The 23061-nt window shown below is 35.8% G+C and carries 26 protein-coding genes and 1 pseudogene; 19 read left to right on the top strand and 8 right to left on the bottom strand.

Annotated features, from left to right (window positions below; genetic code table 11):
- Nucleotides 1-5: 5 nt before the first annotated feature.
- A complete protein-coding gene (locus tag CQZ94_RS13490) occupies nt 6-680 on the bottom strand; it encodes an ABC transporter ATP-binding protein (protein WP_105585800.1) in 675 nt (224 codons plus the stop codon).
- A complete protein-coding gene (locus CQZ94_RS13485) occupies nt 677-1780 on the bottom strand; it encodes an efflux RND transporter periplasmic adaptor subunit (RefSeq protein WP_105585799.1) in 1104 nt (367 codons plus the stop codon). The genes CQZ94_RS13490 and CQZ94_RS13485 overlap by 4 nt, the downstream gene beginning before the upstream one ends.
- A 211-nt stretch (nt 1781-1991) precedes the next feature.
- Here CQZ94_RS13485 and CQZ94_RS13480 point away from each other — a divergent pair, with 211 nt between their 5' ends.
- The 3 genes from CQZ94_RS13480 to CQZ94_RS13470 all read left to right on the top strand — a co-directional run bounded on the left by CQZ94_RS13480 (nt 1992) and on the right by CQZ94_RS13470 (nt 4684).
- Nucleotides 1992-2726: a YwaF family protein gene (locus CQZ94_RS13480; RefSeq protein ID WP_105585798.1), complete on the top strand. Its 735-nt coding sequence runs from the start codon at nt 1992-1994 to the stop codon at nt 2724-2726.
- Between the two features lie 85 nt (nt 2727-2811).
- Nucleotides 2812-3678, top strand: coding sequence for an ABC transporter permease subunit (locus CQZ94_RS13475; RefSeq protein WP_105585797.1), 867 nt, complete (start codon nt 2812-2814; stop codon nt 3676-3678).
- Between the two features lies 1 nt (nt 3679).
- A complete protein-coding gene (locus CQZ94_RS13470) occupies nt 3680-4684 on the top strand; it encodes an ABC transporter permease (RefSeq protein WP_105585796.1) in 1005 nt (334 codons plus the stop codon).
- A 40-nt stretch (nt 4685-4724) separates the two neighbouring features.
- Here CQZ94_RS13470 and brnQ2 read toward each other — a convergent pair whose 3' ends face one another.
- The 4 genes from brnQ2 to CQZ94_RS13450 form a co-directional block, all read right to left on the bottom strand.
- A complete protein-coding gene (gene brnQ2 / locus CQZ94_RS13465) occupies nt 4725-6041 on the bottom strand; it encodes a branched-chain amino acid transport system II carrier protein BrnQ2 (protein ID WP_105585795.1) in 1317 nt (438 codons plus the stop codon).
- A 217-nt stretch (nt 6042-6258) separates the two neighbouring features.
- Nucleotides 6259-6828, bottom strand: a complete 570-nt coding sequence (cotJC, locus tag CQZ94_RS13460) for a spore coat protein CotJC (protein ID WP_002170510.1) — start codon at nt 6826-6828, stop codon at nt 6259-6261.
- 130 nt (nt 6829-6958) lie between these two features.
- Nucleotides 6959-7222, bottom strand: coding sequence for a spore coat protein CotJB (locus tag CQZ94_RS13455; protein WP_142395833.1), 264 nt, complete (start codon nt 7220-7222; stop codon nt 6959-6961).
- Nucleotides 7223-7230: 8 nt separating this feature from the next.
- Nucleotides 7231-7446, bottom strand: coding sequence for a spore coat associated protein CotJA (locus tag CQZ94_RS13450; RefSeq protein ID WP_105585793.1), 216 nt, complete (start codon nt 7444-7446; stop codon nt 7231-7233).
- Nucleotides 7447-7554: 108 nt separating this feature from the next.
- Between CQZ94_RS13450 and CQZ94_RS13445 the strand changes: the two genes are divergently transcribed.
- From CQZ94_RS13445 to CQZ94_RS13425, 5 genes and pseudogenes are all read left to right on the top strand, one after another.
- Entirely contained in the window at nt 7555-7929 is a 375-nt protein-coding gene (locus CQZ94_RS13445) for a VOC family protein (RefSeq protein ID WP_105585792.1), read from the top strand.
- Nucleotides 7930-8203: 274 nt separating this feature from the next.
- On the top strand, nt 8204-8485 hold the full coding sequence (locus CQZ94_RS13440) for a YkvA family protein (protein WP_000733844.1): 282 nt from the start codon (nt 8204-8206) through the stop codon (nt 8483-8485).
- Between the two features lie 11 nt (nt 8486-8496).
- Nucleotides 8497-9102 (top strand): DedA family protein, encoded by a 606-nt coding sequence (locus CQZ94_RS13435; protein WP_105585791.1) that lies wholly within the window; start codon nt 8497-8499, stop codon nt 9100-9102.
- A gap of 105 nt (nt 9103-9207) precedes the next feature.
- A pseudogene (locus CQZ94_RS13430) lies at nt 9208-9576 on the top strand (DUF3992 domain-containing protein).
- A gap of 20 nt (nt 9577-9596) precedes the next feature.
- Entirely contained in the window at nt 9597-9941 is a 345-nt protein-coding gene (locus tag CQZ94_RS13425; protein ID WP_105585790.1) for a DUF3992 domain-containing protein, read from the top strand.
- A gap of 55 nt (nt 9942-9996) precedes the next feature.
- On the opposite strand, the gene CQZ94_RS13420 is transcribed toward CQZ94_RS13425, so the two are convergent.
- Nucleotides 9997-10422 (bottom strand): S-Ena type endospore appendage, encoded by a 426-nt coding sequence (locus tag CQZ94_RS13420; RefSeq protein WP_105585789.1) that lies wholly within the window; start codon nt 10420-10422, stop codon nt 9997-9999.
- A gap of 353 nt (nt 10423-10775) precedes the next feature.
- Here CQZ94_RS13420 and CQZ94_RS13415 point away from each other — a divergent pair, with 353 nt between their 5' ends.
- Both CQZ94_RS13415 and CQZ94_RS13410 read left to right on the top strand, forming a co-directional pair.
- On the top strand, nt 10776-13238 hold the full coding sequence (locus CQZ94_RS13415) for a LamG-like jellyroll fold domain-containing protein (protein ID WP_142395832.1): 2463 nt from the start codon (nt 10776-10778) through the stop codon (nt 13236-13238).
- 80 nt (nt 13239-13318) lie between these two features.
- Nucleotides 13319-13522: a hypothetical protein gene (locus tag CQZ94_RS13410; protein WP_002201657.1), complete on the top strand. Its 204-nt coding sequence runs from the start codon at nt 13319-13321 to the stop codon at nt 13520-13522.
- A 131-nt stretch (nt 13523-13653) separates the two neighbouring features.
- Here CQZ94_RS13410 and bcaP read toward each other — a convergent pair whose 3' ends face one another.
- Entirely contained in the window at nt 13654-15090 is a 1437-nt protein-coding gene (gene bcaP, locus CQZ94_RS13405; protein WP_105585787.1) for a branched-chain amino acid transporter BcaP, read from the bottom strand.
- A gap of 226 nt (nt 15091-15316) precedes the next feature.
- Here bcaP and CQZ94_RS13400 point away from each other — a divergent pair, with 226 nt between their 5' ends.
- The 9 genes from CQZ94_RS13400 (at nt 15317) to CQZ94_RS13360 (ending at nt 23029) form a co-directional block, all read left to right on the top strand.
- Nucleotides 15317-16444, top strand: a complete 1128-nt coding sequence (locus CQZ94_RS13400) for a cation:proton antiporter (protein WP_083596011.1) — start codon at nt 15317-15319, stop codon at nt 16442-16444.
- Between the two features lie 124 nt (nt 16445-16568).
- Entirely contained in the window at nt 16569-16886 is a 318-nt protein-coding gene (locus CQZ94_RS13395) for an outer surface protein (protein WP_105585786.1), read from the top strand.
- A gap of 30 nt (nt 16887-16916) precedes the next feature.
- On the top strand, nt 16917-17780 hold the full coding sequence (locus CQZ94_RS13390) for a MurR/RpiR family transcriptional regulator (protein WP_105585862.1): 864 nt from the start codon (nt 16917-16919) through the stop codon (nt 17778-17780).
- A gap of 152 nt (nt 17781-17932) precedes the next feature.
- Nucleotides 17933-18817 carry an N-acetylmuramic acid 6-phosphate etherase gene (gene murQ / locus CQZ94_RS13385; RefSeq protein WP_105585785.1) on the top strand — a complete coding sequence of 295 codons (885 nt, stop codon included), beginning with the start codon at nt 17933-17935 and terminating at the stop codon, nt 18815-18817.
- Nucleotides 18818-18841: 24 nt separating this feature from the next.
- Nucleotides 18842-20206, top strand: a complete 1365-nt coding sequence (locus tag CQZ94_RS13380) for a PTS transporter subunit EIIC (protein ID WP_105585784.1) — start codon at nt 18842-18844, stop codon at nt 20204-20206.
- 55 nt (nt 20207-20261) lie between these two features.
- Nucleotides 20262-21335: a DUF871 domain-containing protein gene (locus CQZ94_RS13375; RefSeq protein ID WP_105585783.1), complete on the top strand. Its 1074-nt coding sequence runs from the start codon at nt 20262-20264 to the stop codon at nt 21333-21335.
- Between the two features lie 154 nt (nt 21336-21489).
- Nucleotides 21490-21894: a DoxX family protein gene (locus tag CQZ94_RS13370; protein WP_105585782.1), complete on the top strand. Its 405-nt coding sequence runs from the start codon at nt 21490-21492 to the stop codon at nt 21892-21894.
- 162 nt (nt 21895-22056) lie between these two features.
- Nucleotides 22057-22458 (top strand): nuclear transport factor 2 family protein, encoded by a 402-nt coding sequence (locus CQZ94_RS13365; protein ID WP_105585781.1) that lies wholly within the window; start codon nt 22057-22059, stop codon nt 22456-22458.
- An 88-nt stretch (nt 22459-22546) separates the two neighbouring features.
- Nucleotides 22547-23029 carry a PRK06770 family protein gene (locus CQZ94_RS13360; protein ID WP_105585780.1) on the top strand — a complete coding sequence of 161 codons (483 nt, stop codon included), beginning with the start codon at nt 22547-22549 and terminating at the stop codon, nt 23027-23029.
- Nucleotides 23030-23061 lie beyond the last annotated feature (32 nt).

The following is a 23061-nucleotide window of genomic DNA, read 5'->3' as shown; positions in this document are numbered from 1 at the left end:
CAAAATTAACCTCTCCAATCTTGGACGATATTTCCGTCACGAATTACAATTTGACGTGCTGCCGCTTCCCCGATTTCACGATCGTGGGTAATCATAATGATTGTTGAGCCTTGTTTGTTTAGTTCGTAAAAGAGGTCCATAATTTGTGTACTTGTTTTCGTATCAAGTGCACCCGTTGGTTCATCGGCTAAGATGAATTTCGGGTTATTTACGATTGCACGTGCAACCGCAACACGCTGCTTTTGTCCACCTGACAATTCGTTTGGCAGGTGAGTAGCGCGATCAGCTAAACTTACTTTTGTTAAAGCAGCTAATGAGCGCTCACGTCTTTCTTTTTTATCGACTCCAGCGTAAATAAGAGGTAATTCAACATTTTGTAGTGCTGTAAGTCTCGGTAGTAACATGAAGTTTTGGAATACGAATCCTATCTCTTTATTACGAACATGTGCGAGTTCTGTTTCAGACATATTTGAAATATTTTGACCAGCTAATTCATACGTACCTGTAGTTGGTTTATCTAAGCAACCGATAATGTTCATTAACGTTGATTTACCAGAACCAGATGGTCCCATTATAGAAGTGAATTCACCTTGGTTCAGTGTTACGTCAATTCCGTGTAATATTTGAACTGATTCTGCACCAGTTTGGAAGGATTTCGTGATGCTTTTTAAATTAATCACTGGGCGACAACCTCCATACCATCTTTTACATCTTTTTCAGGTTTAGAGATAATTTGCTCTCCTTTTTTCACTCCTGAAACTTTTGCTTCGCTATCTGTCTCGAATTCAACAGTAACCGCTTGTTCTTTCGCTTTACCGTCTTTTACAACGAAGACAACATTTTTGTCACCTTTTTTCACAATGCTGCTTTTCGGAACAATTGTACCAGTTGCTTCTCCAGATTTACTCGTTACGTAAACATGGAAGCCGTTTTGTAATTCTTCACTATTATCTAATGTGACAGTGAATTGATAATTAGAAACAGTTTTATTTTCATCCATGCTCTTTAATGGTGTAGAACCGATTTCTGTTACTTTTCCTGTCCAAGTCTTACCAGCGACAGTTTTTGATGAAACAGTTACTTCTTGCCCAACTTTCATACTAGCAAGCTCATATTCAGAAAGTTGACCTTTTACTTTAAATGGACCAGCGTGGCGAAGTGTAATGCCGCTCATACCTGTTTTTTCATCAGCAGTTTTCACGATATCATCAATTACGCCATCAACAGGGCTCGTTACAGAAAGTGTATTTAATTTCTCTTTTGCTGCTTTAATCATTTCATCAGCTTTTTCTACTTCAAACTTTTTCATTTCAAGTTGTGATTCTAATTGTTGAACTTCGATTTCCGATGCTTTTAATGCTTCCTGAGGAAGGCCAGCATTTTTATCTTTTTGTAATTTTTGTTTCGCTGCATCAATTTGTTTTTGATACAATGTTACTTCTTTTTGTGCGATTTTCTTTTGCATTTCTGCTTCCGTTACACCTTGTTTAGCAGTAGGGTCATTATATTTAAACAGAAGCTGACCTTTTTTCACTTCATCACCTTTTTTAACAGCTAATTCATACGTACCTTTTGTTGGATCGAATGAAATTGTTTCAATTCCATTTGGAATAACTTCACCGCCAAATTTTTGTGCATTTTCAATTTGTTTTTCGGTTACTTTATATCCGCTATATGCCATTGCTACTTCTGAACTACCGCCAGCTAAAGCAAAATATGATCCAGCCGCAATTCCGATTGCTACTACACTAGTAATTAACACTTTATTTTTCTTCTTCATCTATTTATCACCTTTTCGTTCGTTTTAGTATCTACATTAAGTATAGAAGAGGTGAAGAATCTGACAAATCGTTTTAGCTTACAATAACCTTACAGTTTTGTAAGGTATGGATATGTAAATGTAAGGTAGAGGTTGTCCTAGATTAAGCAAATGAATTGACTCGTTGTTTCTTTCCTACAATAATATTGTATGAAGGAGAGGAGGAAGGAAGATGGAAGCTTATTTTAGTGCGCATCCATTAAAACCATTTATTCCATACTCAAGGCAACATGCCATTATATTATTTATTATGTTGGTGGGGATATTTTTTCTATATCAATACCAAGATGTATTACGTCAAAGTGAGTGGAATATAACGGTTCGATATGCGATTGCATTTCTATTTATAGGAAGTGAAATTGGACTTCATATGTGGGAATGGAAAGCAGGGATTTTTGAGTTAGGCACTTCATTACCATTTGAGTTATGTACAATTAGTTTATTGTTAGCATCAATTATGATTGTAACGAAAAGTTATCGAATATATGAGATTGTGTTTTTTACAGGAATTATCGGTGCATCACAAGCCATTTTAACACTAAACTTGCAGTATGCTTTTCCGCATTTTCGTTTCATTGAATATTTTGTCGCACATATACTGCTCATTTGGGCACCGCTCTTTATGACTTGGGTGGAAGGGTATCGTCCTACTTTGCAGTCTATTAAACGGACGATGATATTTTTAAACGTATTAATTCCTATCGTTTCGTTTGTGAATTTTAAAACGGGTGGTAATTATATGTTTTTAGCTCATAAGCCAGAAACTGCCTCATTACTCGATATGTTAGGGCCACATCCTTACTATATTATTTCATTAGAAATTGCTGCTCTTACTGGATGTTTTATTTTGTATATGCCGTTTTCGAAAAGAGAAAAACATGTGCATAAAGAACCACTAGGATCATAACCTAGTGGTTTTTTGTATAAATATTTACAATCCAGAAAATTAAGAATAAAATTAAAGGGTAAATCATAGAGAGAGAAGGGGAAAAATGGTCAAAAAAGTTTTTTTGAATGGGATGGAAATGACGATTCAATTTCTTATTTCGATTTTGGGTATTATTTGTTTAGGGACACTGCCGAAATTATTTTATGGATTTGAGCTGAATGCATCAAAGTACATAAAGAGTTTAAAAGAAGTATTTGCGAACTTAATGGATATCTCCAATTTGCAATATGTGAGAGATAAATTTTTGTTTCCGCAATTGTTTGTCCATTATAAAGAAACGATTGTTATTTTTTTAGCCTCTTTTTTCATTTCATTATTTGTAGCATTTTGTATTGTTTATGTGATTATGAGTAGTTCGCCGCGTATACAACATCGAATTAAATCATTTCTCATCTTCCTAGAGTCCATTCCAGACATTCTTCTTATTTTAGGATCACAAATTTTAGTTATATGGTTTTTTAAACAAACGGGTTTTTTACCTTTTCAAATTGCGTCAATTGGAGGCGAGTCGATTAGAGGATTGCCAATATTTTGTTTGAGTATACCGACTACGATTATGTTTGTAAAAATGTTAGTGCTTCGTTTTGAAAATGAACTAGAAAAAGATTATGTACTATTTGCTAAGGCGAAAGGGCTGAATCGCTTTCATATTTTAAATCGTCATATTTTACGAAATGTGTTGCTTAGTACACTTTTCTTTGCGAAAACGAATATTTTTTTTATGTTATCCAATTTATATATTATAGAGTGGATTTTTAATACGGGTGGTATTTTTATGTTTTTGAAATCGTATGAGGGTATTAGGGTTGAGGTTTTCATCGTTAGTGTACTTCTTATTTATATTCCGATTTTTATTTTATTTAAATTGTTTCATTATCTCATTCCAGCTGCAATGAAGGAGAGATTATAATATGTGGACGTATATAAAACGCGATAAAAGATTTTGGATAAGCATTGGGTTTCTTCTCATATTAGTTCTTTTGAGCATCGGAAATACGATATGGAATGATGGACAGATTAAAAAAGTTACACTGCAATATGATGCGGCTGGCAATCCAGAAGTGCCACCGTTTTCACCTTCATTACAATTTTTACTCGGGACAGACCGGAAAGGATATGACCTTTTACATTTAGTCATTGAAGGCGCGAAATGGACGATTGGTATATCTATTTTAATTGCGGCACTTAGAATGGTAATAGGTGTGTTTTTCGGTGTTGTGCTCGGAACATATATAAAAAGAGGCTTTTCGAAGATTGAGGCTTTTTTTGATAGTTTCACAGTTATTCCGACAGTTATGATTGCGTATTTCTTTCTTCAATCTGTGAATACCTTTGGAAGTGGAGAGGAAACAACAACTTTTTTTGAAAGGGCTTCGTTTCAAGTTGTATTACTTGTAATGCTTGCGATGCCAGTTATTGCATTGTATGTTGCGAAGGAAGTTCGTAAATTACAAACAGAAGAATTTATTGATGCCGCGCGCATATTAGGTGGATCGAGAAGACATATTGTTATAAAGCATCTTTTTCCGCATCTCTATATGACGTTTATACTCGTATTTCTTCAACAGTTTACACAGACTCTTACTATTTTACTGCACTTAGGGTTACTGGAAGTGTTCTTTGGCGGAACTGTTAAGTTTTTAGGACCGGTAGAAGAATTAGACTCTTACACACATGAATGGTCAGGTTTAATAGGAGTTTATTTTAGATCATTAACAGTGCATCCATGGATTCCTCTTGTCCCAATTACATTTTTCGGGCTTACTATTTTTTCAGGAAATATGATTGTGAAAAGTATAGAAGAAGCGATGATGAAAGTTCGATTAGGGGGAGAGAGAAAGAAGACGGATGTAGAAGAGGAACAACCTGCTGTGCAGTCAAAAGAAGAGCTATTTACGTTTAAACATACGATGTGAAAATAAAAAAGAAGCAAGCATAATCAATGCTTGCTTCTTTCTATTTTGCAGAAATTTCGCCTTCAGCTTCTGTTTGCGGAATACAGTATCCGATTATTCCACCAATTATTGCTGGAACGATCCAGCCGATTCCTAAGTTGTAAAGAGGAATTGTGTGTACGATATTAGCGATAAAACTTGGAATCATTCCCATATTATCAAGTGCATGAATACAGCTAATAATGAATGCCGCGATCATCGCTCCGATATAGACAGAAGGTTTACGTTTCGTATATTTATCAATAAATGATACGAAAATTAAAATGATTGTAATTGGGTACAAAATAATTAATACAGGTAATGTAATTTTGATTAATAAGCTTAATCCTAAGTTTGAAATAATAAAGCTAAAGATACAAACGTATAGTACAAGCTTCTTGTATGAAACATTTGTTAATACTGTTGTGAAATGGTTGGCGAATGCACTTACAACACCGATTGCAGTCGTTAAACAAGCAGCTATAATCGCGATGCTTAATAAAATGTTACCGCTTGTCCCAAAGAATTGATACATAACGGTTGCTAATAGCTGACCACCGTTTTCGAATTGTCCTAAGTTTCCGTTTGAAGCTCCGATATAACCGAGTAAGAAATAAACAACTGTTAAGAAAAGGGCAGCAATGCTTCCGCAAATAATTGTATATTTCGCAATCGATTTTTTCTCTTGTATACCATTTTGGCGAATTGCATTTACAACAATTGTTGATAGTACGAGAGCACCGATTGCATCTAATGTTAAAAAGCCTTCGAGAAATCCTGTGAAAAATGGGATGTCTTTATAGTCGCCAATAGGTTCTGCGAACGATCCTGGCGAAAGAATTGCTTTTGTTGCCATAATTGCAATAATGCCAAGTAAAATTGGTGTTAATATTTTACCGATATGATCTACTAATTTGGATGGATTTAATGATAAGAAGTAGACGACTGTAAAGAAAATCGCACTAAAGACTAACATAGAGTACCATTGATCTGGGAAAAGTGGTGCGATCCCAATTTCGTAAGATACAGATCCAGTTCGTGGAATAACAAATAGTGGGCCGATTGAGAGATAAATAATGATAGCGAATATTGCTGCGAATTTTGGATGAACACGGCTCGCTAAAGTGTTAAAACTACCACCGGCAAGGGCAACAGCAACGATAGCAAGTAAAGATAAACCGACGTCTGTAATAATAAATCCTGTAATGGAAACCAACATATTTTCTCCTGAAGAAAGTCCGAGAAGTGGCGGGAAAATCATATTACCAGCACCGAAGAAAACTGCGAATAGTAGTAAACTAATCGAAAGTATTTGCGCTGGTTTTAAAGTTGTACGCATATAAAGAAAAGCCTCCTAATGAGTGTTTTTGTCGAAAATTCAAATAATTTGTCGAGTAACTGTTATTATTTTAAAGGTCTGATGACTAGAAAGCAATAGGGAATTTTGAAAATATTTTAAAATAATGCGTAAAACTGAATAAATATTCTATTTATATGTTAATAAGGAAGGATTTAACTTTTAACATAAAAACACACATATCGCTAGGATATGTGTGTTAAAAATAAATTTTTCGATCACGCTCTTCTTTTAAAATTTCTACTGCTTCTCGGAAGCGTTGTGAATGAACAATTTCTCGTTCGCGTAAAAAGCGTAAGCTATCATTTATGTCGGGATCATCTGATAAATCAATTAGCCATTGATAGGTTGCTCGTGCTTTTTCTTCAGCTGCAATATCCTCATATAAATCTGCGATAGGATCTCCTTTTGCTTGAATGTAAGTAGCAGTAAAGGGAACACCACCAGCATTATGATAAAACAACGCACTATCATGATTAGCATATTGTGCATCTAATCCAGCAGCTTTCATTTGTTCAGGTGTTGCATCTTTTGTTAATTTATAAATCATTGTAGCAATCATTTCTAAATGTGCGAACTCTTCTGTACCAATATCGGTTAGTAAGCCAACAACTTTGTCAGGAATTGTATAACGTTGATTTAAGTAGCGAAGGGCAGCGGCTAACTCACCGTCTGCACCACCATATTGTTCAACTAATAACTTTGCAAGTGCTGGATTACAAGTGCTCACTTTAACAGGGTATTGCAATTTTTTTTCATAAATCCACATATTTTCTCTCCTTCATCTTGTGTTAATGGACAGTAATAAGCATTCTTCTAGGCGAAGAAATAGCAGGGAATGTATAGTAGGCTTCATAATGATTTGGATTAAAGAATTCAAAACTAATGAAAGTTTTACGTTATATTTGCCATGGCCAAGGTCCTTTACTCCATTCCCATGGAGCATTTGAATAACTATTTCCAAACTGCTGAAGTGGACCGTATTTTTCTTCAATTTTTTGTTGTAATACTCTTCGTTTATAGGAGAAATCGTTGAATTGATTTATAGTTGCAGTATCGTCTGGATGCGTATCTAAATAGAGGGTAAGTTCAACTAATACAAAATCAAATTCTTGTAGTTCTTCAATCCATTTGTAATATTCATCAGGCAATGTTTGTGTCACGTTTTTGTTCACCGTCCTTTTTTGTGAGGGTTTTCATAATAATCATAAAATGCAGGCCATAGAGTCCCTTTTCTTAAAGCCTCTTTTGGTGGGAATTGCGGTAAATTAGTTGGTTGAAAGCCCATGTATAAGTGGGGGGGAGTTGAGTAATATTTTTTTCCGATTGGAGGACAAGGATCGTTTGGGCCGTGATAAGGTATGAAGGATTTCATGAATTTATCCATGTTACACTCCTCCTTTATAAATGAAATATTCATCACTATGTATTGTATTCGTACATAATTGTAAATTATGACTCATATAGAAAACTAATAGAGACAGGGGGAGTGCGGATGGATAGTATTACAACATGTATTGTATTAGAATCTAAAAACTTAAAGGAAACATTATATTTTTATGAAGGAATTTTAGGTTTTAAACCGAGCAAGGAAAGACCACAATTACGTGTAACAGGTGTTTGGTATGATATTGGTTCGACGAGAATTTGTTTTGTTGTAAATCGGAATTTTGGGAAGTACAGAGAGACTGTCACATCATCAGTGAAGGAAATATTTTTAAAAACTACAAATATCGAGCGAATAAAGAAAAAGTTAGAGTTTTATAAAATATCATTTGCAGAGGAATGCTATGGTGAAGAAGTAAGAATAAGTGTTTATGACCCAGATTGTTTTAAACTCCAAATTGTATCAAAAGAGAATACAGAATAGAGTCTTTTGTAATGTAATAATCTTAATGGCGAATGAAAAAAATATTGACAAGCCTCTCCAAATATTTTAATGTGATTGTATAAAATTGTGTATATAAAGGGGAGTAACTTATTACAATAAAGTCGTCATTACAGGGAGAAACCCTCGGCTTTATTGGCAACGTTTCGTTGTTAGTGAGACCTTTACCAGCAATGGTAAAGGCCCCTTATGTCTTTTTTAGGACCCTTACCATATTGGTGGGGTCCTTTTTGTATACAAAGAGAGGAGATATAAAATGAAAAAACTTATAAGTAGATTAAGAGTTGTATTTCATGTCCGCCGTTTTGTTCCATTTTTATTTGACTTTTTCACTTCAAAAGAGGTTTCAATAAAGAAGAAAATCTTATCTATTGCTTTTTTAGTTGGTTACGTTGCTATGCCACTCGATTTAATTCCAGACTTTTTACCGTTTATCGGTATTTTAGATGATATTGGAATTGTTTTATTCATTTTGAACCGAATCGTAAAGATGGCGCCAGTACAATTGCAAGAAAAACATAATGTAAATGTGGGATAGGGGCTAAAAGTATGGAGCAAATTATTTTAGATATAATCGAGTATTTAAAGCAGTTTTCTTATTTTGGAGTTGTGTTAGCTTTAACTTTTGAATTTATTCCAGCAGAGGTAGTTTTACCTCTTGTTGGGTATTGGGTATACGAGGGGGATATGAATTTTTGGCTAGCTGTGTTAGCCGGAACAATCGGTGGAACGACAGGCCCATTAACGTTATATGCACTCGGTTATTACGGTGGTCGTCCTCTATTAATAAAATACGGGAAATACTTCTTTATTAAAGAAGAACAAATTCAAAAAGCAGATGATTTCTTTGAGAAATATGGGCCGGTTGTAGCATTTTTAGGACGCTTCATTCCGGGAGTTCGAACACTTATTTCCGTTCCATGTGGTATGGCGAAAATGAATATATGGAAATTTAGCATATATACATTTGTAGCAATGTTCCCGTTAACGACTTTGTATATTTATTTTGGAATGAAATTAGGTCCGCATTGGAAAAAAGCAGCGGATGTTGTTGGACAATATATGCTACCGATATTAGCAGTCGTGCTTATTATTGTAGGTGGTATTTTAATCTATAAATTTATGAAAAAGAGGGACAAAACGGAATCTATTTAAAGATAAAGGTGCATAATTTTTGGTGAATATAGATGAATAATACAGGCAAAGGACTCTAAAGGACATACACATATAGGGAATATAAAAGAGAGAGGGGAAACAACTATGTCTTGTGAGTGCTCAGGGGCAGCGTTAACTTGTTGTCCAGATAAAAATTATGTGCAAGATAAAGTGTGTAGTCCGTGGTCTGCTACTGTAGTTGCAACAGCAATTGATAATGTTCTCTATACAAATAATATTAACCAAAATGTAATTGGTACTGGTTTTGTTAAATATGATGTTGGACCAGGCCCAATTACTGTAGAAGCACTTGATTCTGCTGGGGCTACAATTGATACACAAACATTAAACCCAGGAACGAGTATTGCTTTTACGTATCGTCGCTTTGCTAGTATATAAGTTGTGTTACCTGCAACACCTGCTGGAACGTATCAAGGAGAATTTTGTATTACAACACGTTATCCACTTTCATAGTAGAATAGGGGAGGATCAAAATGGGAATGAGAAGTTCCAGTTTGTCTTGTTGTTCTAATAAAACGCTTGTGCAAGATCAAGTATGTACAGACTGGTCTATTACAGGTGCTGGTACTCAAATTGTATACACGAATAATATTACACAAGAAGTGTACGGTTCAGGTTACGTGAAATATGATGTAGGCGCAAACCCGATTACCGTTGATTTTTTAGTAGGTGCTACAGTAGTTGATACGATTACTGTACAACCGCAAAGTAGTGGTACTTTCACAGTGCGACATTTTACTACTGTTCGAATTACTACGACGGGAACAACGGTTAATCAAGGAGAGTTTTGTATTACAGTACGTTATCCGATTTCATAAAAAAGCATACCGAAATGGTATGCTTTTTTGTTGGAGAAGGAATGAAATAGTTATTTTATAAACAACATGTAAATTGGCAACAGTACTTGCCTTCTAAATATAGTGAAGGATTATTTTGTATATTGATAACACTTACGGATTGTAAATCTTTTCCTGTGTAAGACATTGTATTACCAGGAAACACAGTGAAAATATTGGTTACTGCTCCGACGATTTGAATTGTAATTGCTTCAGTGCTGCTAGTACTATTATAAACCGAGACAGTACCTGATATAAGTAGTATCCCATCACTTTGCCACAGTATCATTGATGGTGATGCATCTTTGGTAGAGGGAATAGTGTTATTAGTTATGAGGAAGTTTCCTGCAAATTCATTTGTTACTCGTTCGCAACTTGGATTTGGAGGAGGGGGCGGTGGACAAGGGGCTGGACAAATGATAGATAAAGGAGCAAAACAACCAATATTTTTTTTGTTTTTCAATACAACCCCTCCTTTTTAAGTTGTCTTTTACTACTATTAAATGTAGAAGCATGGCCGATGTGTTAAGAAAAGAAGAAAATTTTTAAAATTAAGATTGTCTAATAGGCTTACAGCTTAACTTATCATTAATGTTATAGAAAAGATTATATGTAAATAGACATGGGAAAAGAATAATCAGACTCTTTTAGACAAAAGGTGTTTGTATACAATAGTACGAGTAATGTTGGACTTAACACCTAATTAACTGTATGTTTACAAAAATCTAATAAAATTCATTTGTTATTTAAACGACATTAATATGTTTTAGATAAAATAGCTCTTGTAATGAATCAATTATTATGAGGAGGATTCACGTGGAAAGAACTGCTTTAAGAAAAGTAAAAGGTCTTATTGGATTATTAATGGTGTTTGTATTGGCATTTGTATCATTTCCGTGGAGTACATCGGTTAAAGCGGAAGAGAAAAAGCAAGAAAAGGCACCAAGTGAGAAGAAAATCGTTTTCCCAGTTGTAAGTGATGTGCATATTAAAGATAGTGGAACAGATGATACGTTCCGCTGGAAAAGAGCGATTGAGCAATTTAATACGCTTGCACCAAAGCAAGATGCGTTTGTCATTGTAGGTGATTTTACTGATTCGGGTTCAGTAAAGCAATATGATCGTTTCATGCAAGTGTATAACGAAAATGCAAATAAAGATGCGGTACGAATGAATTCTCTAGGTAATCATGATTATTGGAACGGCTTATCTGTAGAGGGAGCACAGAAGCGTTTCTTAGAAAAGACAGGAATGGAATCGATTTATTATCATAAAGTGGTAAAAGGGTATCATTTCCTTGTTATGTCTCCAGAGGATGGGACAACACATGGCTATTATTCGGACAAGCAAATTAATTGGTTAAAAGAAGAAATGGCAAAGGCACAAAAAGATGATCCAGAAAAACCGATTTTTGTGTTTTTACATCAACATATTAAAGATACAGTGTACGGTAGCCAAGAATGGGGAACGAAAGATAGTGCAAAAATTAATGCGGTATTAAAAGAATACCCACAAGTAATTACGTTTTCAGGTCATTCACATTATCCGTTAGATGATCCAAGATCGATTCATCAAAAAGACTTTACGTCTGTTGGAACATCTTCTGTAAGCTATATGGAAGTTGAAGGCGGTAAAGTACAAGGGAATATCCCGCCAGGAGCTAGTACATTAAGCCAAGGTTTATTGGTAGAGGTAGATGACAAAGAGGTAACAATTAATCGCCGTGATTTCCATACAAACTCTTGGACAGGTGAGCCTTGGAAAATTAAATTACCAACGAAAAAAGAAGGATTCAACTATGTAGAAGATCGTGATAAAGAAAAGCCATACTTTGCGAAGGATGCAAAGCTTGCTGTATCAAATGTAACGGAAAATGCGGCAACAGTAACATTCCTGCAAGCGTTGGACAACCTTCTTGTTCATTCTTATCGCTTGCAAGCAAAGGATAAACAAACAGGTGAGATTAAAAATAAGCTATTAGCGTTCTCTGAGTTTTATCGTGATCCAGTGCCGAAAGAACTTACATTTACGCTTGCTGGATTAGATGGTGGGAAAACATATACACTTGAAGTGGTTGCAATTGATTCGTTTGGCAATGAAAGTGCGCAACCGTTAACTGCAGAAATCACAACGAAAAAAGATAATATTGATCCGAATGTGAAAGTACCAAAGGCAGACGTTTTTGATGTGAATTTCTTAGATGGTACATTTAAAGATAACTCACCGTTTGGAACAAAAGGTGATGTGAAAGGCAATGTATCTATTGAATATGATAAAGCGTTGAAAACAAATGTAATGAAATTAAATGGAAAAGCAAATACATTTGGGTACCTTCCATTTTCAGCAACACAAAAAGAAAAAGTAGCAAATTCATTTACGTTAGAAACTGTATTTTCAATGAATGAAATTCGCGGACAAGGTATTTTGCAAAATACAGAGAGCGGTGGAATTGGTTTTGAGTCTACAGGAAGTGGATATGTAGAATTATGGGCTCATATTGGCGGAAGTTATAAACGTGTGGGCGTTCAATTAGAAGCAAACAAAACGTATCATTTAACAGGAACGTATAATGGAAGTGAAGTAGCAATTTATGTAGATGGTAAAAAAGTAAATAGTCAGCCAGCTCAAGGGAAAGTATATCACCCGAACGTACCATTCGCATTTGGTGCAGATCCTGATAGCAATGGAAATGGCGGTATTCCGTTAAATGGACAAATTGCGTTAGCAAAATTATATAGTAAAGCATTAAGTTCTTCAGAAGTAGTAGCAGCATATAACGAGTTTTCTAATCGTACAAAATTAGAGCAAGTAAATGCGTTATATGAAGAGAGTGGAAAAGTGAAAGAAGTGTTAGCTGGTACTTATGAATTTGGTGAAAAACCAGGTCAGTATTCACAAGCAGCTTTTAACGAATTACAAAGAAGTTATGACAATGCAAAGAAAGTGTTTGAGAATATAGCAAGTACAGGAGAACAAATTGTTCAAATGTATAATGAATTAAAAACAGCAAACCAAACATTTGTACAATCAAAGGTAGCAGAAGAACAGCCAAAAACACCGAAAGAAAAATTACAAGTGAATATTGAATCTGCAAAAGCTTTAGTAAAGAAAGCGCAAGATGGAAATGTAACAGACGGTTCTGTTAAATCATTAAGTCAAAAAATCACAGTTGCAGAATCTGTGTTAAAAGATAAAAATGTAAAAGATGAGTATGTGGAATCAATGAATCGTACGCTAGAGCACGCTATTTCACTTGTTGAAAAAAGCATCAACAAATAAGGTATAAGAAAAAGAAGCTTATCATGATAGGCTTCTTTTTTGTTATACTAAAAGTAGTATAGAAAAAGGGAGCGAATAATTTGGAAGAGAAAAAGCTAAAGAGAATTCTTGAATATGTATGGATCGCCGTTGTGCTCCTTGTAGGATATTATTTATTAAAAGATAAAAGTATATGGGTTCTATTTTTAATGACATTTTTATTAGCTGGATTAGGAACGCTATTTATTAACTTTTTCTTTGATAGTGTAAACGCGTGGAGAAAGAAAAAGAAAGAGGCGAAGTAAGGGTGAAGAAGTATACAAAAGTAGCAGGTTATGTACTAACTTGCATCGGTATATTTTTCAGTTTACAATCGTTAACTAAAAAACATAATAGACATGAAAATAGCTCGCCGTTTCATAGGCGAGCTATTTTATTACGCTTTTTTCTTCTCATCATTTGTTTTTTCATTAGCTAAATGACTATGTTTTCTAGAGTAGAAAAAGTAGACGCATAAACCGATTATAAGCCAGACTGCAAAGCTGATCCATGTCGTTTTAGACAAATTAATCATTAAATATAAACAACAAAGAATAGCGACAACTGGTAGTACAGGTACGAGTGGTGCACGGAAGCCACGTTTTAAATCGGGATGAGTTTTCCGTAAAATAAGTACAGCAAAGCAAACGAATGTGAAGGCTGTTAACGTACCGATGTTTACTAAATTCGCTAGTAAATGTAGATCTAAAAGTCCTGCTAATAAAGCTGCAAATATCCCAGTAATCCATGTGTTTAGTAAAGGGATTTTTACTTTTTTATTTACGCGTGCTAATGCTTTTGGCAGTAAACCGTCTCGGCTCATTGCATACGAAACGCGAACTTGTCCATACATAACGACTAAAAGAACGGTTGTCATTCCTGTCATCGCACCAACTGCAAGTAGCCCCGCAATAGTATCTTCACCGACGAAATGCAGTGCAAATGCAACAGGATCAGAAACGTCTAATTGCGTATAAGGAACCATACCTGTTAAAACGAAAGATACGATCATGTATAAAACTGTACAAATGAGAAGGGAACCGATAATACCGATTGGTAAGTCACGCTGCGGTTTTTTCGTTTCTTCTGCAGCGGTTGCGATTGCATCAAAACCTAAAAATGCGAAGAAGACAGTGGCAGCTCCAGTAATAATACCGTCGTACCCGAATGGAATGAACGGTGTCCAATTTTCAGGTTTTATATATTTTGCGCCTGCCACGATAAAGGCGATAATAACTGCTAATTTTATAAGGACCATAACATTATTAATGCGTGCGCTTTCACGTATACCAAAACTTAAAAGCCCAGTAATGAGAAGTAAAATACAAACAGCTGGTAAATCAATGAGACCACCTTTTCCCGTTCCAGGAGCCGAGGAAATAATGGCGGGAAGGTGTACATTGAATCCTTGAAGCAATGATTGTAAATATCCAGACCAGCCAACAGCTACTGCTGCAACTGCGAGTAAATATTCGAGCATTAAACACCAACCAACGATGAAGGCGACAACTTCTCCGACGGTCATGTATGCATAAGTATAAACACTTCCTGAGACTGGTATAGAAGAAGCGAATTCGGCATAACAAAATGCTACACAAGCACAAGTAAATGCAGCAATAAGGAATGATAGCATAATACCAGGACCAGAATGTTTTGCTGCTACAATACCTGTTAATACAAAAATCCCTGTCCCAATTACAGCGCCGATTCCTAAAAACGTTAAATCGAGTGCCGTTAATGTTCTATCTAGCTGCCGTGGTGATTCAGTACTAAGCGCTTTTTTTCGTAATAATGACTTCACTTTGAACTCTCCTCCTTTAGTTTTCATCTCCATAACTGCGAATATAGTACGAGCCTATTGGAAAAGAGTATGTAAGTGAATGAAGATACAGTTATGGTATGTAGTTTTTTTGAAATTTCTGGATTAATCTTATTATAATTCAGAATATTTTGTCAAATAAAACTTTAACAAATAAAATGCTGGTTTTAAGGAGAAACTATGTGCAGAAATAGATGCAGGTTAACAAAAAGATTTACTTTATATAGTAGGAGAAGATGCTATGTTATTTTATTTTGAACTTGTCGTCATTTTACTTTGTACGAAATTAGCTGGTGATATTAGCGTTAGGCTTGGCCAGCCTTCTGTACTTGGTAAATTAATCGTTGGTATTATTATTGGTCCTGCTGTGCTTGGTATTATTAATAGTTCAGAACTTATTGATGAGCTTAGCGAGATCGGTGTTTTGCTACTTATGTTTATGGCGGGACTTGAAACAGATTTAGAGGAGTTAAATCGGAATTTAAAAGCGTCCTTTGCAGTAGCGGCTGGTGGAATTATTTTCCCTTTCATCGGTGGTTATGTAACGGGACTGCTTTTCGGATTGATGCAATCCCACGCCATTTTTTTAGGATTATTACTTTGCGCAACATCGGTTAGTATTACGGTGCAAACGTTAAGAGATTTAGGGAAAATGAATACGAGAGAAAGTACAACGATTTTAGGAGCGGCTGTATTTGATGATGTGATAGTCGTTATTTTATTAGCGTTTGTAATGAGCTTTTTAGGAACGCAAGATGTGAATATAACACTGGTTATCGCAAAGAAAATTATTTTCTTTGTAAGTATCGTTTTTATCGCATGGAAAGTAGTTCCGTGGATTATGAAAATGCTCGTACCACTTCGTGTATCGGAAGCGTTAATTAGTGCGGCTCTGATTATTTGTTTCTCTTTTTCGTATTACAGTGAAATGATGGGAATCGCAGGTATTATTGGGGCATTTGCAGCAGGAATTGCCATTTCACAAACGGAGTATAAACACGAAGTAGAACATAAAATTGAACCAATTGCGTATGCGATATTTGTCCCAGTGTTCTTCGTAAGTATCGGAATGGAAATTACATTTCAAGGTATCGGAAGCCAACTTTGGTTCATTATCATCATGACGCTCATCGCAATTTTCACAAAGTTAATTGGATCAGGTTTAGGAGCAAGACTAACAGGATTTAACTTACAATCTTCTATTAGTATCGGTGCGGGAATGGTGTCGCGCGGGGAAGTAGCGCTTATCATTGCAGCAAATGGATTAACGGCGAATTTATTAGCGAAAGAAAATTTCACAGCGATTGTCATTGTTGTCATATTAACGACGATTATTACACCGCCGCTTTTGAAGAAATATTTTGTATAGAGAGAACGGGCTTATCTTATATAGGTAAGCCCTTTTTTTATCGCAAAAAGCAATGGTTATGTAGCATGAATAGGTTGTAATTATGTTAAAATCTACGTATATGCTAGGGTAAGGAGAGAAATAGATGAAGATTACGAGGGGAAAAGTTATAGGTGTAGTTATACTTCTTTTACTTTGCATACCATGTATGGCAGGAAAAGAATCAAAAGTGAAAGATTTTCCGGTTTCTATTTTTTCTTCTTATGTGGAAGGTGATAACCTGAAAGAACATCAGTACACTGCTTTTGTACCTGACTTTGCAATTTGGATAAATGGATGGGAAAAACAGAGATCTGAAGGCGAAATAACTGCATATAAAAAAGGGGATCGAACTGTAATTGTTCACCATCCGTCTGGTGATGATGGCTATTATCTTCATGAAGAAGTAGAATATACGAAATAAAAAGTAGCCACAAGAAGTGGAGGTTAAATGGTGAAAGCTTCAACATTACTATTTAAAATTGAAAATAATATGGATCAATTTTCACCAGCTGAAAAGAAGGTTGCCATGTATATAATGGGGAACGCAGAGATTGTTCCGAATTTAACGACGAAAGAAGTGTCTACAAATGCGGGATCGAGTGAGGCGAGTGTTGTACGTTTTTGTAAAACAATCGGTATTGGAAGCTTTAAAGCATTTAAGATAGCACTCGTTCGTGAATTAACAATTGTTGATTATAATATTAACGACTTTTCAGTGATGAATACAGAAGATGGACCGTATGATTTGTTTAATAAAGTTACATATGTGAATAAAGCTGCAATTGAGGCGAGTGTTACTGCGATAGATAAGAAGGAACTTGAGAAAGCTGCTGATAGTATTGTGAAGGCTGATAAGATCATATTTTACGGTGTTGGTGGATCAGCTACACCGGCGATGGACGGAGCTTATAAATTTACTCGCCTTGGATTTACAGCGATGATGCTATCTGATTTTCATATGATGTTGCCACTCGTCACGAATTTAAAAGAGGGAGATATATTTGTGGCGATTTCAACTTCTGGGCGGACGAAAGATGTGCTCGAAATGGCGCAATATGCGAAGAAGCGAGGGGCTACAGTTGTTGCGATTACGAAGCTAGACCAATCATCTCCTTTATATAAAGCGGCAGACATTCGCCTTTGTATGCCAGATGTAGAGCAAGATCATCGCATTGCGAGTATTGCGTCAAGGATGACGCAACTGAATATGATTGATGCTTTATACGTTATTACTTTTAACCGTATCGGTAATAATGTGATAGATCAATTTATGGAGACGAGAGAAGAAGCTCTGCGGTTACGGAAGTTAAAGTGAAAAGATGGGGAAACCCATCTTTTTTTGTGTGACTGGACATAAATTTGTCATGAAAAGAAATGAAATTTCATAAAATAAAAAAGTAATATCGATTTTAAATTTCTTAAAGTTATAATAAAAGTATGAAATAAAATTTCGAAGAAGGTGACAACATGTTAGAAAATTTATCTACAGAACATCGTAATGAGAAGACGATGAATTTAGATGAGATGAGCATAAAAGAAGTTTTACAAAGCATGAATCAGGAAGATCGGACTGTTGCGTTAGCAGTTGAAAATGAAATAGAAGAAATTGAAAAGGTTGTACAGATTGTTATTAAGTCTTTTGAAGAAGAAGGCCGTTTAATTTATATTGGGGCTGGTACGAGTGGCCGTTTAGGTATTTTAGACGCAGTGGAATGTCCACCGACATTTGGAACAGATGACAAAATGGTGCAAGGATTTATAGCAGGTGGATCGAAAGCGCTTACCAAGGCGGTAGAAGGCGCTGAAGATCGTGAAGAGTTAGCAGAAGAAGATTTGAAAAGCATTGGATTAAACGAGAAAGATACGGTTATTGGAATTGCAGCAAGTGGTAGAACACCTTATGTAATTGGCGGATTGAAATACGCAAGTAGTGTGGGAGCGAGTACAGCTAGTATTTCCTGTAATAAAAATGCTGAAATAAGTAAATATGCAAAACTAAATGTGGAAGTGGAAACAGGCGCAGAAATATTAACAGGCTCAACACGTTTGAAGGCTGGTACAGCGCAAAAACTAGTACTCAATATGATTTCTACAGTGTCTATGATTGGTGTAGGGAAAGTATATAAAAACTTAATGGTAGATGTTCAATCGACAAACGAAAAGTTAGTAGAACGCTCAAAACGAATTATTGTTGAAGCAACAGGCGCTAGTTATGAAGTAGCTACAGAGTATTATGAAAAAGCAAATCGAAATGTGAAAGCTGCAATCGTTATGATATTACTACAGTGTGAATATGGGGAAGCACTAGAAAAATTAAAATGTGCGAAAGGATTTGTGAAGAAGGCACTTTAAACTCTGGGGAGGGGGGATTCTGTTATGAAGAAAGAAGTGAGAATGGCAAGTGAGATTACGGAGCAACTTGGGGGAGTAAAAAATATTCGTGGCATTGCTCATTGTATGACGAGGTTACGATTAACGCTTCATGATGAAAGTAAAGTGAACATGGACCTTCTGAAAAAAGTTGAAGGTGTTATGGGCGTGATTGAAGATGAAACACTTCAAGTTGTCGTTGGTGCAGGAACAGTAAATAAAGTAGCAGCTGAAATGGAAGTTTTAACAGGATTACGAATTGGTGAGGTTGCAGACCATCACCTTGAGGATCTCGGTCAAGAGATAAAGTCAGGGATTAAGAAGAAAAATAATACACCAGTGAAAAACTTTTTAAGAAAAATAGGAAGTATTTTCATTCCGTTAATACCTGGTCTTGTCGCATCAGGAATTATAAACGGGGTTGCTAACTTTGCGAAAAATGCAGGCGCCGACCCGAATGCAACATGGCTACAAATGTTACTTTTAATTGGCGGCGGTATCTTTACATTCTTAGGCATTTTAGTCGGCTGGAATACAGCGAAAGAATTTGGAGGGACACCAGTTCTTGGGGCAATTGCAGGTATTTTAATTTTCAATCCAGCGATGGCGAATGTAAAATTATTCGGTGAAGCGCTAGTACCCGGACGGGGCGGATTATTTGCAGTTATTTTTGCAGCATGGCTTATGGTTGTAGTTGAAAGACAAGTTCGAAAAGCTGTGCCAAATGCAGTTGATATTATCGTGACACCACTCATTACTGTATTAGTGGTAAGTATAGTAACGATGTTAGCAATTCAGCCAGTTGCAGGTTTCTTATCTGAAGGAATTACAAGCGGAATTAATGCTATCTTAAATATTGGCGGAGCATTTGCCGGAGCTGTGCTTGCTGGAACATTTTTACCTCTCGTAATGGTCGGATTACATCACGGTTTAACACCGATTCATATGGAATTTATTAATCAAACTCACGTAACGCCTTTATTACCAGTATTAGCAATGGCTGGCGCTGGGCAAGTAGGAGCAGCGATTGCAATTTATGTGAAAACAAAAAATAAACGCCTTCGTAATGTGATTAAAGGTGGATTACCAGTAGGATTTTTAGGAATTGGTGAACCGTTATTATACGGGGTTACATTGCCACTTGGGAAACCGTTTCTTACTGCTTGTTTAGGAGCGGCTGTCGGCGGTGCGTTCCAAGCAGTTATGAAAACAGCCGCACTCGGAATCGGCGTATCAGGATTATCATTAATTCCGTTAATTGCTGATAATAAATATTTATTATATTTCCTTGGTTTAGTGATTGCATATACTTTCGGATTTATCTTTACGTACTTCTTCGGATTTAAAGAAGAAATGGCAGAAAATATATAGAAAAAGAGAAAGGGGTTTCCTTTCTCTTTTTCTATTAATAGAGAGGGAGATTTATATGATAGGAGTTTCAATTTATCTTTCAAAAGAGCGAGTAGAGAAACAAGAAGCATGGTTAAAAATAGCGAAAGAAAACGGATTTTCATCTATTTTTACATCTCTTCACATTCCAGAAGATGATCCGAATACGTATAAGGAGTTAATTCAAATACTTGGGAAACAAGCTCTCGAAAATGAAATGGAATTAATGGTTGATGTCTTTCCAAAATCGTTAAACCATTTAGGAATAACGTATGAAAATGTGGAAGAGTTAGTAGAGTGGGGCATTACTGGTTTGCGAATGGATTACGGTATTGCACCAAAAGAAATTGCGCTCGTATCTCATAAAATGAAAGTGGCTTTAAACGCGAGTACGATTACAGAATCATTTTGGAAAGAGTTACTTGCGGAAAATATACGAGTAGATCGTGTAGAAGCGTGGCATAATTTTTATCCGCGTCCAGAAACAGGACTAGCAAAGTCGTTTTTACAAAAACAAAATAAGTATTTACATGATTGCGGAATAAAAACGATGGCATTTATTCCGGGAGATGATGAAAAACGAGGTCCTTTATATGGAGGTTTACCAACGTTAGAAAAGCACCGCTATATGCGGCCGCTTGAGGCGTATTTAGAACTTGTTCAAGAGTGTGCCGTCGATAAAGTGCTAATTGGAGACATAAGCGCGAGTCTAGAAAGGGTACAAGAAATCGCGATGGCGAGTAATGGGATTATTCCGGTGCGATATCAATCATTTATAAATGATAGCGACACTGTACAATTGATAGAAAGAGTGCATACGAACCGGCTTGATCCAGCACGTGATGTAATTCGCTCTGTAGAATCGCGTGAAGAAAATAAAGTTGTATTACAACCGATGAATACAATTTCAAGAAAACGGGGCAGTATTACAATCGATAATGAATTGTACGGTAGATATGCTGGTGAAATGCAAATTGTTATAAATGATTTACCTGAAGATGAGAGAGTGAATGTTGTTGGAATGGTGATTGAAGAAGATGTGTCTTTATTGTCTTATATAGGTGCTGGGGAAAATTTTCAACTTATTCTAAGTAATAGAGCGAAAGCTTGAATTAGCACTATTTTGTAAAAGACATTATTCGTAAAACGGATAATGTTTTTTGTTTTCTTTCAAAAAAGTGTTTGACGACTGAAGAGAAATACCGTATTGTTTTGTCTTGTGAATAAATGTTCATCATAACAAAACAAAAAAAGGAGAGTTCAAAATGAATCAATATATTGGTAATTTAATTATTCGTATCGTGTTAGGAGTTACGTTTTTTGCACACGGTTTAGCAAAGTTTCAATCAGGTATCGATAACGTAGCAGGATGGTTTACAAGTATCGGCTTACCAGGTGGTCTTGCATACGGCGTAGCAACAGTTGAATTAGTAGGTGGTATATTATTAATTATCGGTTTAGGTGTACGATATGTAGGATTGTTATTCGCTCTTATTTTGGCTGGAGCTATCGTAAAGGTAAATGGAGCAGCAGGGTTATTAGGAGATGGAAAGAATCCGGGATATGAATTAGATCTTGCTTTATTATCAATGGGTGCGTATTTATTCGTTGTAAAAGCAGAAGGATATGTAGATCGTTTCTTAAAAGAGAGAGTAATGAAAACGAAGTAAATTTCATTTTTTAAGTGTTGACTTGACGACTTGATGTAACTATAATAATTACATCAAGTTAGTTAGGTATAAAATGATACCGATATTTTTTACACAAGATGTAACTACGCCGATTACACCTTGTGTAAAGTTTAAAGGAATATGAAAGCAGGAGGAAGTAACATGCTTAAATCAAATTTAGAAATTATTCGAAGCACATATGAAGGACCATCTTCTTCAAATACAAAACATTTAGCGGAAGCTCTCTCTGAAAAAGTAGAGTGGACAGAGGCAGCCGGTTTTCCGTACGGTGGAACGTATATTGGTGTAGAAGCAATAATGGAAAATGTATTTAGCCGTTTAGGATCAGAATGGGATAATTATAAAGCGAGTGTAAATACGTACCATGAAGTAAACGGAAAAGATGTAATCATTGCTGAAGGTGTTTACTCAGGAGTTTATAAAGAGACGGGAAAATCCTTTGAAGCAGACTTTGTTCACGTATGGAAACTTGAGAACGGAAAAACCGTGAAGTTTAAGCAGTATGTGGATAGTTATATTGTACGAGAAGCGATGAAGGCTTAAAATAAAATAAGGAAACAAATGGAATCGACTATGTGCAGGCGATTCCATTTGTTTATGTAATTATTAGGGGGAATGGGGAGTACATAATATGAAAAAATGGATAATAGGGACAATTACAATGATTGTAATTGTGATGGGGGCTTTATTCGGTGTTACTAAATTTCTTAATTATATAGAGGAGGAGGAGAAGAGCCTTAAAGTACAAAAAGTAATGGATCAACAGGAGAAGAAAGTAAAGGAAGAGAAGCCACAAGTTAGTGAAGATGAAATTATTTCTACAATGCATAGGATGGTACATCAAAAAGTGAAATCCTCTGAGAAATGGGGATTTATCGAAATGACAAATAAGGAAATTAGTAGTGCGAAGAACGCAGTAGAAAGCAGTACTAATTTTAAATATAAATCAAAGCTACTTTCTACCTTGGAGCGTTGGGAGAAAGGAGACTTTTCACAAACGGTTGAGGAGCATAACTTTTTGTGGGAAATTCAAGGTGGTGATACCGGAAAGGCAACAGAACGCTTATCGCCAGAAGAAGAAAAACAGTATGTGAAAGAAATGAAAGGTAAATAAAAAACATCGCCACTCTGGTGGCGATGTTTTTT

Origin of the sequence: Bacillus sp. MYb209, assembly GCF_002975175.1 — a bacterium.
Classification (GTDB): domain Bacteria; phylum Bacillota; class Bacilli; order Bacillales; family Bacillaceae_G; genus Bacillus_A.
Note: the sequence above shows the minus strand (reverse complement) of the source record. Positions and strands in the feature narration are given on the sequence as shown.

What these genes read in the sequence shown, in the direction of transcription:
- CQZ94_RS13485 (WP_105585799.1), bottom strand. Translation starts at nt 1,780, where the DNA reads ATGAAGAAGAAAAATAAAGTGTTAATTACTAGTGTAGTAGCAATCGGA.
- CQZ94_RS13480 (WP_105585798.1), top strand. Translation starts at nt 1,992, where the DNA reads ATGGAAGCTTATTTTAGTGCGCATCCATTAAAACCATTTATTCCATAC.
- CQZ94_RS13475 (WP_105585797.1), top strand. Translation starts at nt 2,812, where the DNA reads ATGGTCAAAAAAGTTTTTTTGAATGGGATGGAAATGACGATTCAATTT.
- CQZ94_RS13470 (WP_105585796.1), top strand. Translation starts at nt 3,680, where the DNA reads ATGTGGACGTATATAAAACGCGATAAAAGATTTTGGATAAGCATTGGG.
- brnQ2 (WP_105585795.1), bottom strand. Translation starts at nt 6,041, where the DNA reads ATGCGTACAACTTTAAAACCAGCGCAAATACTTTCGATTAGTTTACTA.
- cotJC (WP_002170510.1), bottom strand. Translation starts at nt 6,828, where the DNA reads ATGTGGATTTATGAAAAAAAATTGCAATACCCTGTTAAAGTGAGCACT.
- CQZ94_RS13450 (WP_105585793.1), bottom strand. Translation starts at nt 7,446, where the DNA reads ATGGATAAATTCATGAAATCCTTCATACCTTATCACGGCCCAAACGAT.
- CQZ94_RS13445 (WP_105585792.1), top strand. Translation starts at nt 7,555, where the DNA reads ATGGATAGTATTACAACATGTATTGTATTAGAATCTAAAAACTTAAAG.
- CQZ94_RS13440 (WP_000733844.1), top strand. Translation starts at nt 8,204, where the DNA reads ATGAAAAAACTTATAAGTAGATTAAGAGTTGTATTTCATGTCCGCCGT.
- CQZ94_RS13435 (WP_105585791.1), top strand. Translation starts at nt 8,497, where the DNA reads ATGGAGCAAATTATTTTAGATATAATCGAGTATTTAAAGCAGTTTTCT.
- CQZ94_RS13425 (WP_105585790.1), top strand. Translation starts at nt 9,597, where the DNA reads ATGGGAATGAGAAGTTCCAGTTTGTCTTGTTGTTCTAATAAAACGCTT.
- bcaP (WP_105585787.1), bottom strand. Translation starts at nt 15,090, where the DNA reads ATGGAGATGAAAACTAAAGGAGGAGAGTTCAAAGTGAAGTCATTATTA.
- CQZ94_RS13400 (WP_083596011.1), top strand. Translation starts at nt 15,317, where the DNA reads ATGTTATTTTATTTTGAACTTGTCGTCATTTTACTTTGTACGAAATTA.
- CQZ94_RS13395 (WP_105585786.1), top strand. Translation starts at nt 16,569, where the DNA reads ATGAAGATTACGAGGGGAAAAGTTATAGGTGTAGTTATACTTCTTTTA.
- murQ (WP_105585785.1), top strand. Translation starts at nt 17,933, where the DNA reads ATGTTAGAAAATTTATCTACAGAACATCGTAATGAGAAGACGATGAAT.
- CQZ94_RS13380 (WP_105585784.1), top strand. Translation starts at nt 18,842, where the DNA reads ATGAAGAAAGAAGTGAGAATGGCAAGTGAGATTACGGAGCAACTTGGG.
- CQZ94_RS13375 (WP_105585783.1), top strand. Translation starts at nt 20,262, where the DNA reads ATGATAGGAGTTTCAATTTATCTTTCAAAAGAGCGAGTAGAGAAACAA.
- CQZ94_RS13370 (WP_105585782.1), top strand. Translation starts at nt 21,490, where the DNA reads ATGAATCAATATATTGGTAATTTAATTATTCGTATCGTGTTAGGAGTT.
- CQZ94_RS13365 (WP_105585781.1), top strand. Translation starts at nt 22,057, where the DNA reads ATGCTTAAATCAAATTTAGAAATTATTCGAAGCACATATGAAGGACCA.
- CQZ94_RS13360 (WP_105585780.1), top strand. Translation starts at nt 22,547, where the DNA reads ATGAAAAAATGGATAATAGGGACAATTACAATGATTGTAATTGTGATG.